Here is a 13954-nt window from a genome sequence, read left to right as displayed (position 1 = left end):
CTCATGGATATCGCACGCACCTCCATCAAGCGCCCTGTCAACACCTGGCTGATTATACTTGCATGCCTGCTCGGCGGCTTGTGGGGAATGAACAATATTGGCCGCCTCGAAGACCCTGCCTTCACCATCAAGATGGCACTGGTGGTCACGCCCTACCCTGGCGCCACCGCAGTAGAAGTAGAAAAGGAAATCACCGAGCCGCTGGAATCCGCCATCCAGCAATTACCACAGCTGAAACGACTGACCTCGCGATCTCGACCCGGTGAGTCTATTATCAAGGTCGAGATAAAGAACCAGTATGACGGCGACACAATGCCGCAAGTTTGGGATGAACTGCGACGCAAGGTCGGTGACGCACAAAGCTTCCTGCCAATTGGGGCTTTAAATTCCACTGTCCATGATGACTATGGCGATGTGTTCGGAATTTTCTTTGCGGTCGTCGCACCAGACCTAACTGATTCCGAGGTACGCGAGCTCTCGCGCTTCCTACGCCGCGAGTTATTGAATGTGCCAAATGTGTCGAAAGTCACCACCGCAGGCGAGCCGTCAGAAGTCATTTATGTGGATATCTCCCAAGAAAGCCTGGTCAGCCTCGGCATTCCGCTGGAAGTAGTGCTCAACGCTCTACAATCGGAAAACCGCATGCAATCCGGCGGTTCTTTTAAAATCGATGGACGCCGCATTCGCATTAGCGGCGAACCCGGTTTTGATTCAGTCGCAGCCATTGAGGCGTTACGCATCGGTCGACCCGGTTCCACGGAGCAATTCAGCCTGAGCGATGTGGCGTCCGTATACCGCGCTACCGACGATATCCCCAGGGAACTTATCAATTATGATGGCGAAAGGGCGTTCACCCTCGCTATCGCCGGCCTGCAAAATGCCAACATTGTCGAGGTAGGGCACGCGGTCAACGAGCACCTTGATAAAATTCGCTACCATATTCCGTTAGGTGTGCATATTAAGCCGATTTACCAGCAGCACCTTGTGGTTGACAAAGCGATTGATGACTTCCTTGCCAGTCTTGCATTGTCAGTGGCTATTGTAATCTGTGTCCTTTGTCTGGCCATGGGCTGGCGCGTCGGAGTTGCCGTCGGCAGCACCCTTTTACTTACCGTGCTTGGCACAGTGTTTTTTATGGCAATTTTTGCCATCGAAATGGAGCGCATTTCTCTCGGCGCCTTGATTATCGCCATGGGGATGCTAGTTGATAATGCCATCGTCATTGCCGAAGGTATGCTAATCGGTATCCAGCGCGGCAAAAGTGCCGAGAATGCCGCAAGCGAAGCCTGTCGTCGCACCCAAATCCCGCTGCTTGGCGCCACTGTTATCGGCATCATGGCATTTTCCGGGATCGGCCTGTCGCAAGACGTGACCGGCGAATTCCTGTTCTCGCTGTTCGCAGTTATTTCCATTTCACTGTTGTTAAGTTGGCTGCTGGCGATCACTGTTACGCCACTTATGGGCCACTATTTGTTTGATGGCCACCAGTATGAAGAAGGCGAAGATCCCTACGCGCATGCAAGCTACGGCAAGTACCGCATGATCCTTCTGCTTGCACTAAAAAACCGAGGCATCACCGTTACCGCACTAGTTATGATTACCGTAATTTCGATAGTCGGCTTCGGTTTTGTTCGACATGCTTTCTTCCCGCCATCGAACATGCCAATGTTCTACCTTAATGTGTGGCTACGTCAGGGTGCCGATATACAAGAAACCGCGCGGCAGATAAGCGAAATAGAAAGTCTGATTCTCGCTCACGATGAAGTAGAAGCAGTCACCACCTTTGTTGGCCAGGGCGCCAGCCGCTTCATGCTGACTTATGAACCGGAGCTACCAAATCCATCCTATGGTCAGCTGATCGTGCGCGTAACTAATCGTCAGTTGATTAACGGCCTGATTGATGAATTAAGAGTAGTTCTAGCAAACCAATATCCGTCCCTCGAGGTGTACCCACAAACGATGATGTTCGGCCCTGGTGGCGGGGCCAAGATTGAGGCACGCTTTAAGGGCAACGATCCTGCTGTGCTTCGTCAACTTGGTGAGCAAGCACAACAAATTTTCCAAGAGAGTAATGTTGTGCAAGATATCAGAATCGATTGGCGTACGCGGGAGGTTGTCGTGGTACCGCATTTCGATGAAGAACGAGCACGTATCGCCGGCGTTGGCCGTGCAGAAGTGAAAACGTCATCACTATTTGCCACTACCGGTATCCAAGCCGGCACCTACCGCGAATATGACTCGCAAATACCAATTGTGGTACGTCCTCCCAGCGAGGAACGTGGCAGCGTCAGCAAACTCGGCAACCGTGTTATGTGGAGCAGCGCCGAACAGACCTACGTTCCTGTTAGCCAGGTGCTAAGCGGACTAGAAATTGCCACCGAAGAATCCCTTATTCATCGGCGCAACCGTATACGCGCGCTCAAAGTTCAGGCCGAACCGATTGGCGACCTGACTGCCGACCAAGCATTGCGACAATTACATAACGCGGTGGAAACGCTACCGCTGCCAAAAGGTTATGCTCTGGAATGGGGCGGCGAATATGAGAAAGCCAGCGAAGCGCAAGCGTCCCTGGCGAAACAGGTACCGCTGGGGATCCTTGTGATGCTGGTAATTTCAGTATTATTGTTCGGAAAGGTCCGTCAGCCGCTGATAATCTGGCTGATCGTACCAATGTCGATCTGTGGCGTGAGCATCGGCCTGTTACTAACTGGTCAGCCATTCACTTTCATGGCAATGCTCGGCTTCCTCAGCCTTTCCGGAATGCTGATGAAAAATGCCATCGTGTTAATTGACGAAGTCGACGCACAGGTCAAGGACGGTAAGCTAATGAGAGATGCACTAGTCGATGGCAGCGTCAGCCGCCTGCGCCCCGTGATCCTCGCGGCCTTCACCACCATTCTCGGCATGATACCTCTGATGTGGGACGCCTTCTTTTCGAGCATGGCGATTACTATCATGGGGGGGCTTGCCTTCGCCACTCTGCTTACCATGGTGGCAATACCTGTGCTTTATTCACTTTTCTTCCGCGTGCGGTTCTAGGCGGGCTCTTGAAAACTCCGCAGACTAACATAGCTTAGCATGAGCCCTCGCACTCTTCTTGGATTATATGATCCAGCCGATAGTGCATGCATCTATCCAAACAACATTTATCACAACTTCTCTTGCGACATAGAGCGCACTTCCATTTGGGCGAACATTACCCCCAACTGAATAGCGAATTTTGCTATTCATATTCTCGTCTTTCACGATCGCAATTCAACACATGTGATTTACAAAAGTCTACGGACTACAGGCAGCACAAAGAGACATAAAACTCTGACAACCTATCAAAGCGCCTCTATCTCCTTGGCTTTCACATAAACAGCTCTAATCTAATTATTTTCAAACACATATCACCTCCATGAAGCCGGGAAGGAATGTCCTTCCTGACCCCATCTCATGGAGGTTTCATGATCATTCAATGTCCGTCCTGCCGCTCCATCCGAATCGTCGCCCTGCAAAATGGCCGCAAGGTTGGCGGGACTGTTGGCACGGCTGCCGGCGCTGCCAGTGGGTTTGCCATGGCGACCAGTGGTGCTCGGGTTGGCGCTACTGTCGGCTTGGCGTTTGGCCCTGCCGGGTCCGCCATCGGCGGTATCGCAGGTGCCGTGCTCGGCGGTCTAGCTGGTGGCGTTGCCGGAGGTGAAGCCGGTGCCGCGCTGGGAGCCAAGCTCGACGAGACCTATCTCGACAACCTGGAATGCCTGGACTGCGGACACAGCTTCCGCCTCGATTCTGAGTAACCCCCTCTTCCCTTTGCCCACCACTCCGAAGCCCGCCTTGTGCGGGCTTCTTTATGCCCCTTTGGAGGCCTGAATGGATATTCCCACTTTCGTAAAGAACGAGCAGGGCCTGTACCACGTACAGGGCTGCGTTAAACCCGAGGAGATCGTCAGTACGGCGGCCACCATCCTGCTGGATGAGCTTACCGACCGGGAGGCCCTGACCGCGCCTACCGATGTCGCCCAGTTCCTGCAACTGGCTCTGGCACAGGAGAAAAACGAAGTCTTCTCGGCCATCTTCCTCAACAACAAGCACAAGGTGCTCAGTTTCGAGACCTTGTTCAACGGCACCATTGATAGCTCCGCTGTTTACCCCCGCGTGGTAGTGCAACGCGCTCTGGACTGCAATGCCGCAGCCATCATCTTCGCCCATAACCACCCTTCCGGTTGCAGTGAGCCCTCCACTGCCGACCGGCAAATCACCAAACGCCTCAAGGACGCCCTCGCACTGATCGATGTGCGGGTGTTGGACCACTTTGTGGTGTCCCGTTCCAGCTACGTGAGCCTCGCCGAGCGCGGCTGGCTCTAGCCCTGCCCTTTGGGCATTCCCTCTTTAACAGGAGATTCACCATGGCACATCTTGTCGAAAACATGGCCTATGTAGGCCGTACCCCCTGGCACGGGCTGGGCAACCAGCTGGCCAGCCAACAGCCGCTGGAAGTCTGGATGCGCGAAGCGGGCATGGATTGGGAGATCCGTGAGACCCCGGTGCGCTTTATCAGCAGCGAAGCCGGCGCGCTCGGCCAGATCTCATCGTTCCCGGATCAGAAGGTGCTGTTCCGTTCTGACAATCAAGAGCCCCTGTCGGTAGTGAGCAACCGCTTTAAGGTGGTTCAGCCCCGTGAGGTGCTGGAGTTCTACCGGGATCTTACCGAGCAATCCGGCTTCGAGCTGGAGACCGCGGGCGTCCTGAAAGGGGGCCGCAAGCTGTGGGCTCTGGCGCGTACCGGGCAGTCCGGCACGTTGGCAGGCAATGACCAAACCAACGGCTATGTGCTGCTAGCTACCGCCTGTGACGGTACCCTGGCCACCACAGCGCAGTTCACCAGTATCCGGGTGGTGTGTAACAACACTCTCGCCGTCGCACTGAATGGCAACACCCACGCGGTGAAAGTGCGCCACAACACCACCTTCGACCCGCAATCGGTGAAGAAACAGCTGGGTATTTCTGTCTCTGCCTGGGATGACTTCATGTATCGCCTGAAGGCCCTCAGCGAGCGCCGCATCACCCGCAAGACGGCCGAGAAGGTCATACAGACCATCTTCACCGATACCGCCTATCAGCCACCGGGCATGCCGGTGAAGGCCAACGAACAGGCCATGAAGAAAGCCATGTCACTCTATGACGGCGCAGGACGCGGATCGGATCTGACATCCGCAAAGAACACAGCCTACGGCCTGCTCAATGCGGTCACCGAGTTCGTGGACCATGAGCGGCGAGCCCGCAGCACCGACAACCGGCTGGACTCAGCCTGGTTCGGCAAGGGTGCCCAGATCAAGCAACGCGCTCTGGAACAAACCTCCCTACTGGTCGCCTGATACCGGTCTGATCTTTCTCCCCTATCTCTATTCCCGCTTCAAAGAAAACCTGGAGAACACCATGAATCTGAAATGGCTCTACCGCCTGTTGGCGGTATGGGACTGCCGCCCTATGCCTGCTGAATTGGCAGCGGTGTGGGGCGCGTTCCTGCATGAAGGCCTGATGTGTCATCCCGGCGATCCGGGACGCAGTCGCCGCATCCTGGAGACCTGGGACAGTGGCTGCATCGAGCTGATCATCGCCTCCTGTGAATACCTGGACCCACTGTGGCAGACCGTCTCCCACGTCTGGTTCGAACCCCGTGGACGCCCCGGCATCTTCGAGTATGAAGTGGTCAGCGAGCTGGGCGAATGGCTGGGTGAGCAACTGCTCACTACCGGCCATCTCCCCAGCGACAAGCAGGCTGAGCACTATATCGAAGCGTTGGTGAATGACTTCTTCGAGATAGGCGATGAGCCATCCTCGTCGTCAGGTCGCGCCGCATGATGCCATTTAGGCATCACTCACTCTCCATCCCTTCCCTTACGTCTAGCCCCGGCCATTGTGCCGGGGCTTTTCTTTGTCAGGAGAACACTCATGGCACAACCGAAAAGCACGATTCCCACCCAGCGCCCTGCCCTGCGCCTGGTGTCCACCAAACGCATGAGCCGCGAAGACTGGCTGAAGGTCCGCAAGCAAGGCATTGGCGCCAGTGATGCGGCTGCCGCTGTGGGCATCAGCCCGTACCAGTCACCGCTGGAGCTGTGGATGATCAAGACCGGGCGCGATGGTCTGCTCCCGGCTCCCGATCCGGATGACATCCAGTCACCCTTGTACTGGGGCACCCTGCTGGAGCCCAAGGTGGCCGAGGCTTACGCCAAGATCACCGGCAACAAGGTCCGGCGTGTGAATGCCGTGCTGCAGCACCCGGATGAGGACAAGCCCTGGATGCTCGCCAATCTGGATTACGCCGTGGCGGGTAACGATGACGTACAGATCCTCGAGTGCAAGACCACCGGCCAGTACGGCGCCAAGCTCTGGGCCGATGGGGTTCCCGAGTACATCCAGTGCCAGGTGCAGCACCAGCTGGCGGTCACCGGCAAACAGGCAGCCGATGTGGCCGTGTTGATCTGCGGGCAGGAGTTGCAGATTCACCGGATCGAACGTGATGAGGCGTTGATCACTCACCTGTACGAGCTGGAGCGGGAGTTCTGGCAGCTGGTGGAAGCGGATACGCCACCGGACCCCGATGGCTCCGACTCTGCCGGGAACGCCCTGCAAGCGCTCTACCCCCAGGACAAAGGGGAAACCGTGGATCTCACGGACAACCCAGCCATGGAAGGCGACTTCAATGAGCTGCTGGATCTGCGTGACACCCTGGGCCGGTTAAACGAGCGGGAATCCACCCTCAAGCAACGCATCCAGCAGACCATGGGGCTGGCCAGCAAGGCCACCTTCACAGAGGGCTCTGTGACCTGGAAGCGCAGCAAGGACTCCACCAGCCTGGATACGAAAGCTCTGCTGCAGGATCAACCTGATCTGCTCAAGCAGTACCCCAAGCACAAGGCCGGGAGTCGTCGCTTCCTGGTTCGCCCCAATGCCTAACCCTCTACGACTCACGGCAAAACAGCCGGGCCATGCCCGGCTGCGTCTATGTCAGTTGCCATCAGGAGAATCCCATGATTAAAGGACTCGCGATTACCCCACCCGTGATCGGTCGCATCAGCATCGGTCGCATGGTGGAGAAGAACGGCAAGCGTCTGCCCGAGAAAGACGACCAGTTCACCCTCACCACCCAGATCCAGACCAAGGAAGGCTGGCTGCCCCACCCGCTGGATGAGGCCCTGCGCCAGGACACCAAGGGCAACAAACTCCGCAGCATTCCCGTCACCTTGCCGTTCAACGATCCGGACCTGAATCTACGGGCGGAATACACCTTCTTTGACCGCAAGAGTGGCAGGCCGCTGTGTGCAGGCAACGGGGAGACATGCCGGCGGCATACCGAGAATGGACTGGAATCGCTCCCCTGCCCGTCACCGGATCTGTGCGACTACGGCAGCCACGGGCTGTGTAAGCCCTATGGTCGACTGTACGTCCAGATCGGTGACGATGATGAACTGGGCTGCTTTGTGTTCCGGACTACTGGCTACAACAGCATCCGCACCCTCGCCGCTCGCCTGCGTTACTTCCATGCCATCAGTGGCGACAACCTGGCCACGCTACCGCTGGAGCTCAAGCTACGGGGCAAGAGCACCACCCAGAGCCATCGGGCACCGATCTACTACGTGGATCTGACCCTGAGAGCGGATCAAGACATGAAGGAGGCTGTCACCCATGCCCGGGAAGAATCAAAGGGGCGTGAGACTCTGGGAATCAGCCAAGCCGAGCTGGATAAGGTTGCTCAGGCGGGGCTGATGAATGCGCAATTCGAATATGCGGAAGATGAGGGGCTGCAGGTAGTGGAGGAGTTCGGACAGGAGAATCGACCCAAAGCCTCCAATACTGCGCCGCAATCTACCCAAGGACTCAGCCTGAGATTAGCCCAAAAGCAATCCGCCACACCTGCGCAAGGAGAGGGTTAATTTGGAGCATAAAGGGAGGCGCTATTCTTCTCCCTTCAACATAGCCTCTGCCTTTAACCAAAGGTCCGACGGTTGACACTGCAGCGCTTCAGCCAGACGGCCCACGGTTGAAACTGATGCTTGCCGATTTCCCAACTCAACACCTGATAGAAAGGATCGAGATAGCTTTGCCCTGTTAGCCAAGTCCTCTTGGCTAATGCTCAGTTCAATTCGCCGGATCTTTACTGCTTTGCCAAAGGCTACCGGTAACTCCATGAATGCCTGCTCACCAGTTCTTGATTAAGCAAGAAGTCTGGATCGTTGACATATGTCATTTAACACCCTATAAGGCGCACAGCGCGCTCTATAGGATACATTTTGAATCCCTCTGCCCGACTTTGCCCTTTGCGAGCTAATCAAAGGCGAGCTGCGGGGCCTCAACACAAAACCATAAGAACGAAGGAGAACACCATGGGCAACGACTGCCAACGCATACTCTTTGGCCTTTTTATGGCCTCCTCCTTGTCTGGCTGCCTGCAAGGCAACGACATTGAAACCGTCAAAGAAGGACGCTTTGACGCTTATCCCGAGTTCAAGATCGGGGAAACCTTCGATAACCGCGCCCTTTGCGAAACCACATCTTGGGATCTCATCCAGGATGACAGAGGACGGGATCTGGTGGAGTACCGCTGCGAGATCAAGGGTATTCATGCCTACTACACGGAAAAGCTCGCCAAGCAGGCCGACCAGTGCGAGGCCGCCTTGAGCACTACATTCCTAGACTCACACAAGGGGCGCTACATCGCTCAGAGAGAAAAGGAACTGGAGAAAATCGTAAAGCTGAAAGCCTCGCTGGGTGACGATAGCTACGAGAAGAAGGCTCGCGCCGAGCACGAACCCAAGATGGCCAAGATCAAAACTACCTTGGATGTGGTTCGCGCCAAGAACATCGACCAAATGGTGCCCTTGATCGAGAAGCTGTATTTCCCCGTGTGGAGCGGCGATGTGCGCTCGTACACCTCAGACATTGAAACCATCGCCGAGAACCGTGGCGATAGCTCCTCAACAGCCAAGCAGCAGAACTACTACGCCCGCAAGGACTTCGACGAAGTGAAACCGGCGGTTATCGCCTCACTGGAGAAATCTTACCGCTACCAAGAAGACGAAATGAACAGCCGTATCCGCGCCCACAACGCCAACCTCGAAGGCTCCATTCGAGCTTCAGAGGAGGAAGCAGCACGGCTCACGACACTGCTAGAGGGCCTAGAGGCGAAGGAAGCCGATGCGGATGAAACCGCCAAGGCGAACCTGGCCAAGATCAACGAGATCCTGAATACCTTCAACGTGGCATCCGCCTATGAATTCTTCCAGTGGTCTGTAGCCGATGACAACACCTTCGTGCTGATCGGGGGAGGACTCGGGCTGCGCAAACCCCAGGATGACACTCACCAGCGCGCGCCCTACCTGGAAGCCCGTCTCAAGCAGGCCATAGGAGATGCCTACTCCGACAGCAGCGCTCTCTTTGAATACATCACCCAACGAACCGAAACCGGGCTTGGCTGCCAATAGCGAGCCCCAACCACCCAAAGGAAATGATCATGAAAGGACACCTTCTAATCTTCATTGCCCTCACCGCCTTGTTAACCGGTTGTGGTGAGAAATTCGACGCCTCGACGGACAATCTGATCCGGGCCTCCTACAACGGCATCCTCAAAACCCTGGATGGCGAAGACAAAGAGCAGTTCGTTCGACAGTACCAGCTCTATACCGCCCCCTATGAGCTGCCAATTGATCCGAATGACCCAGGCATCGACATCGCCCAAAACGATATCGAGTCGCTCCACGGGCTGTCCTATGGCCAGGTGATCGATCGCGTGGCAGAACATGAGGAGTATCTCGAGACCCTACAACGGGACAAGGATCTAAAAACGCTCACCGAGCTGCACAAGCTTTTCCTGGATAGCCGGGCGAACATCATGCAGTCTATGAATGAGCTGCCTGTCACTCTCGAACCGATGGGAGGCGACTATATGGGCGTCGTAGCTGTCAAGGTGATGGTGAACAACAATGCCAACTTCACCATTGAGCAATTCGTTCTGAACGTCAGCATTACCCAACGCAGCACAGGGGAGGAGCTCTTCGCCGGCACTAAAACCGCCGACCTCAGCACTGATCCTCTTCAGCCTGGTTACATCTATGCAACGTCCTTCGGGGACCAACAGATCCAAGAGGCCTTCCTGAACAAGAACCTGTCTGTGCAAGGCTACATCTACGATGTGACGACTTCAGATGGTCGTCGCGTGCTCAGCGTCATGCAGGATGCGGACTATCTCCAGTATTCCTCATTGCAAGAGGCTTACCCGGAGGAGTTCAAGGATATTCAGGAGGATCTGGGTGAGCCGGTTATCTAGCTCGTGAGACTCAGAGTGGCAAAATATGGAGTCGTCATTGAAGGTATAAGACAATAGCTAATCACCAATACGTCGGGTTCATTCGGGCTTGGCGTACTGGTGCAGCCATTTAAAATTGACGACGCATTTTTATATCCAACCTTATAAAATCATCTACACCGTCTATGTTCTAATACGGACAGCACAGTATTTGCAGGTTTCACTTTGTGCTTTTCTCACCTAGCTCCTTTTAAACAAGTCATTCCTATCAGGAAACTCAATCATTTTCTTATGCTCATTTTCCATTATTCTCTCCCCCCTTCAACTTTACTCGTATAAAAAGCTGCCGAGGTCATTTCAGTACGAACAACGGTATCGCAGTAAGGACATATGACCGGCTCAATTTCTTTCCCCCCAGGGACACCCCCACCTACTCGCGCAACATGGAAGTTTTTACCGCAATCTTTGTTTGTACATCTCTCCATTAGAACCCTCGTTTAATCACTATCCCCTAGCATTCACGCTTGTAGCCGTGAAGCGGCAGATAATCATTAGCTGTCTAGCCGATGAACAGGCCACCACGATAAGCTGACTGTTCCAGCATATCTCCAATGAGCCTCCGAATGAGGCATTTTCAGCGGATGTTCCATAAAATTCCAACCTATCGATCAAGATGAACGCGAAGCCGCCTTGCACGTTCCCTGAACGCTTCTTCGCCACCTTCAAGGATGTTACAAACTACCTTGCGAATCACGGCGTCCTCTAGACCACCCGCCACATAGCTGATCGGAGGCAGGCCTCCGGAGAGATGCGGGCCAGCTTCAGCGACGATAATTTGATCAGCGTCGGTATTGATGACTAGATTGGCATTATGCGTGACCATAATTACTTGGCGTTTCGCTTTCGCCGTGATGAAAAGGTCCACCAACTCGTCGAATACCGACTTTGGATCGAGATTTTCCTCTGGCTGATCAATAATTAGCGGCCGGTCGTCGGAATCGTCGAGCGCCAGGTAGAGCAGCAACAAGACAATCCCTCGTGTGCCTGGCGACAACTTACGAATATCGACACCGTCGTAGGAAATCTCGTATTGGACCGTGATGTGTTCGGTTCCAAAAAGCCAGTGTGCTAAACGCTTCGACCATGCACGGAATTCAGTTTGCTGCGCTGATGAAAATGGCGCGTGAGATAAGAGATCCTTCAGATACATTCCCATAAACTGCGTCATGGCAGACTGAACTTCAACAGCAGAGCCCGTTTCCCATGCGGGTTTGAGCACTTCTGTCGCGGCTGCGATCAACGAGCCGCGCCCGTAAAAAGGGCCCGCCTTGCGCCGGTCGAGAAGCTCTTCTTCAGCAAATGCTCCCCAGGTCTGGACATCGGAAATCCTGCGAACTGAAAAACTCAGTTTCTTGAGTGTTCCTGATGTTGATGAAAGACGCTCCATAAGTGGTTCATACAGACCGGCCAAGGCGTTTTGTTCGTTTATGATGGCCTCAAACACGCGACCATAGGAGCCATCTCGCTCAGCCTGAAGGTCCTTCCTCCGCGATTCCGCTCCCTTGGCGTCAGCGAGCCGTGAATCCAAGGCCTGAAGTGCAGAATTCTCCTGCGCAATCCGTTTTGTAAGTGCTGCATATTGCTCACGGACTAGCTTGTCCGCGCCAAATAGAGCCTCGAGTCGCGCCATCTCTGCTTCGATCGGAGCTAGTGGAAGCATTGTAAGATCTGCGTCATCAGCGATAAGGGCAACATTGGGGTCGCTTGGCGGGGGCGGAACACCTTTGAGCTTGAGAACCTCGCCGTCGACCCAGGAGGTATAGGCCATGAGACTCTTGTCGACATCGCCCTTGTAGATCAGCAGGAACTCATCCCACTGAGAGGGATTTAAGCCGCTGTTATTGTGGCGAGCCTGAATCTGACGGAGCATTTCGGGCGCACCAGTGGCGCGCATACTGCGAACCTCGTCCTGCAGAGCGACAAAAGTTCGACGCTGATTGTTATAGGCGTGTATCTTTGTCCGTAGTTTCTGCGCCGCCTCGCTGAGCTGGGTGTGCCTTGCAACTTGCGATTCGGTGCCTTTAACCACCAGCTTGGCCTGATCAGCGGTATAGCCAGCGATCAGCATCTTCTTTTGCTCAACCTGTTTGCTCAGGCTAGCCACGAGGCTCTCTTTCTCGAGCTCGGCAGCGATACCTTCAGAGATGTCCGCAATAGCCTCTGCCTCACGCTCACGAGCTTGCTGAAAGCGAGCTGTCCGTTGTTCACGGAGCTCGGCAAAGTCAAGCGCCCACTCACGATCATCCTGCGAGTGAGAATCGAAGATAACGCGCTCGATCTCTTCAACGAGACCATCGGAGACGCCCTTGGCCGAGCACAGCTCCTCAACGAATTGCTGAGAAAGATATCTCGCGCGAGGGAACGACGTATGTCCGTTCGCGTCGCGGCCATCAAGTGCGCGCATCTCCGTCGCGCCGCCGCCCCAAGTTAGTGTCGCGGAGGCGTTCCCGATCAGTTTGCGCGCACGAGCCAAAAACGAAGGGCTGACATTCTCGTCTGCACCCCAACCAGCTGGAGTTATCGCATCGCAACCGGCGGCGATCACATCGGCGAGAGCTGTCTTGCCCGATCCACGCGCGCCAATGATGGCGACCAGACCGGGATTGAGCGAAATTTCGGGAGTGGCAGCCCAATCTGCGTTCTCAATGTGAACATGCGAGATGACCTGCGACGGCATGGCCGACCTTGGCGGTTTCTCGCCAACATGAGCACGACCTTCCGGGTCTATACATGCCTGACGTAGGGCATCGAATGTCAGTGCACCCTTGACCCACGAGAAACGATTGTCGACTGGCTGTCCAACGGACTCCGGGTCATGGGAGTCGCTGCCATGGAGACACGGCTTGCACCCGTCGTAGCGCGAGCGCAACTCTTCGACGCTGACGCTCCGCTGGCCAATCCAGAATTCACGCTGTGCGGGACTACTGGAAAAAATGATGTGGGCGAACTTCTCAATTTCCTGACGCACAGTTGCGTCCGCGGCCTGACGGACGCCGGAGGTCCCGTCACTGGAACCACCAGCAACCGCTATCAAAATGTTCTTTTTTGCCCATTCGCTCTCGGCGATAACTTTTCGCAATTGATCGAAGTTAACTTTGAACTGTGTAGCACCGTATCGGAGCGCAGCGCTTTCGTCAGTGATGGCCGTGTCTGCCTGTTTTCCCAGCTTTATCAGTTCCTCACGTGTGCAGTCGAATCGATCGCCAAAAGCATGGAATTGAAGGCGCTTCAGGATGCGCTTTATCTCTGAAAGGTGCTCAGGGTCTTCAGGGCTGACTAACAGATGGACATTCACAAAGCCCGATTTCGCTGCCACATCGAGGCGCAATTCAATGTTTGGAAAGATTAGCGACACATCAGGCAATCGACCTGCACCTTTATGCCGAAGCAATTCCTCGTAAGTGTCGGTAACGTAGTAGTCAGTGACTGCGATAGCCTCGATCTTCGGCGTCAAGGTTTCAAGCGTCGAGAGGTATGAAGACCAAGGATCAGATACACCGAATTGATTATTGAGGATAGTGCCGGGCGCATGTATATGCGGCTCCCATCTATGCCATTCAGAACCGCGATTGATCATTTACATCTCCAGATTATCATTTCTTC

11 protein-coding genes are annotated in these 13954 nt (G+C 54.9%); 9 read left to right on the top strand and 2 right to left on the bottom strand.

All coding sequences use genetic code 11. The features are described from left to right. Positions 1 to 3: 3 nt before the first annotated feature. The 7 genes from HF945_RS01950 to HF945_RS01920 all read left to right on the top strand — a co-directional run bounded on the left by HF945_RS01950 (position 4) and on the right by HF945_RS01920 (position 7922). Positions 4 to 3039, top strand: coding sequence for an efflux RND transporter permease subunit (locus tag HF945_RS01950; protein ID WP_290524109.1), 3036 nt, complete (start codon positions 4 to 6; stop codon positions 3037 to 3039). 410 nt (positions 3040 to 3449) lie between these two features. Continuing rightward, positions 3450 to 3782 carry a hypothetical protein gene (locus HF945_RS01945; protein WP_035233488.1) on the top strand — a complete coding sequence of 111 codons (333 nt, stop codon included), beginning with the start codon at positions 3450 to 3452 and terminating at the stop codon, positions 3780 to 3782. Positions 3783 to 3855: 73 nt separating this feature from the next. Next, complete coding sequence (gene radC / locus HF945_RS01940) at positions 3856 to 4350, top strand: DNA repair protein RadC (RefSeq protein WP_035233489.1); 495 nt, start codon at positions 3856 to 3858, stop codon at positions 4348 to 4350. A gap of 41 nt (positions 4351 to 4391) precedes the next feature. Next, a complete protein-coding gene (locus HF945_RS01935) occupies positions 4392 to 5360 on the top strand; it encodes a DUF932 domain-containing protein (RefSeq protein WP_290524108.1) in 969 nt (322 codons plus the stop codon). A gap of 61 nt (positions 5361 to 5421) precedes the next feature. Continuing rightward, positions 5422 to 5847, top strand: a complete 426-nt coding sequence (locus tag HF945_RS01930; RefSeq protein ID WP_290524107.1) for a hypothetical protein — start codon at positions 5422 to 5424, stop codon at positions 5845 to 5847. Positions 5848 to 5937: 90 nt separating this feature from the next. After that, entirely contained in the window at positions 5938 to 6945 is a 1008-nt protein-coding gene (locus HF945_RS01925; RefSeq protein WP_290524106.1) for a lambda-exonuclease family protein, read from the top strand. A 74-nt stretch (positions 6946 to 7019) separates the two neighbouring features. Beyond that, positions 7020 to 7922 (top strand): hydrolase or metal-binding protein, encoded by a 903-nt coding sequence (locus HF945_RS01920; RefSeq protein WP_290524105.1) that lies wholly within the window; start codon positions 7020 to 7022, stop codon positions 7920 to 7922. 21 nt (positions 7923 to 7943) lie between these two features. Here HF945_RS01920 and HF945_RS01915 read toward each other — a convergent pair whose 3' ends face one another. Then, positions 7944 to 8177, bottom strand: a complete 234-nt coding sequence (locus HF945_RS01915) for a helix-turn-helix transcriptional regulator (RefSeq protein ID WP_290524104.1) — start codon at positions 8175 to 8177, stop codon at positions 7944 to 7946. Positions 8178 to 8372: 195 nt separating this feature from the next. Between HF945_RS01915 and HF945_RS01910 the strand changes: the two genes are divergently transcribed. Both HF945_RS01910 and HF945_RS01905 read left to right on the top strand, forming a co-directional pair. Next, positions 8373 to 9470, top strand: a complete 1098-nt coding sequence (locus tag HF945_RS01910) for a hypothetical protein (RefSeq protein ID WP_290524103.1) — start codon at positions 8373 to 8375, stop codon at positions 9468 to 9470. Between the two features lie 29 nt (positions 9471 to 9499). Beyond that, on the top strand, positions 9500 to 10312 hold the full coding sequence (locus HF945_RS01905; RefSeq protein WP_290524102.1) for a DUF6694 family lipoprotein: 813 nt from the start codon (positions 9500 to 9502) through the stop codon (positions 10310 to 10312). 640 nt (positions 10313 to 10952) lie between these two features. Here HF945_RS01905 and HF945_RS01900 read toward each other — a convergent pair. After that, entirely contained in the window at positions 10953 to 13928 is a 2976-nt protein-coding gene (locus HF945_RS01900; RefSeq protein WP_290524101.1) for a TrlF family AAA-like ATPase, read from the bottom strand. Positions 13929 to 13954 lie beyond the last annotated feature (26 nt).

This window comes from Alcanivorax sp. (assembly GCF_017794965.1).
Lineage (GTDB): Bacteria > Pseudomonadota > Gammaproteobacteria > Pseudomonadales > Alcanivoracaceae > Alcanivorax.
Note: the sequence above shows the minus strand (reverse complement) of the source record. Positions and strands in the feature narration are given on the sequence as shown.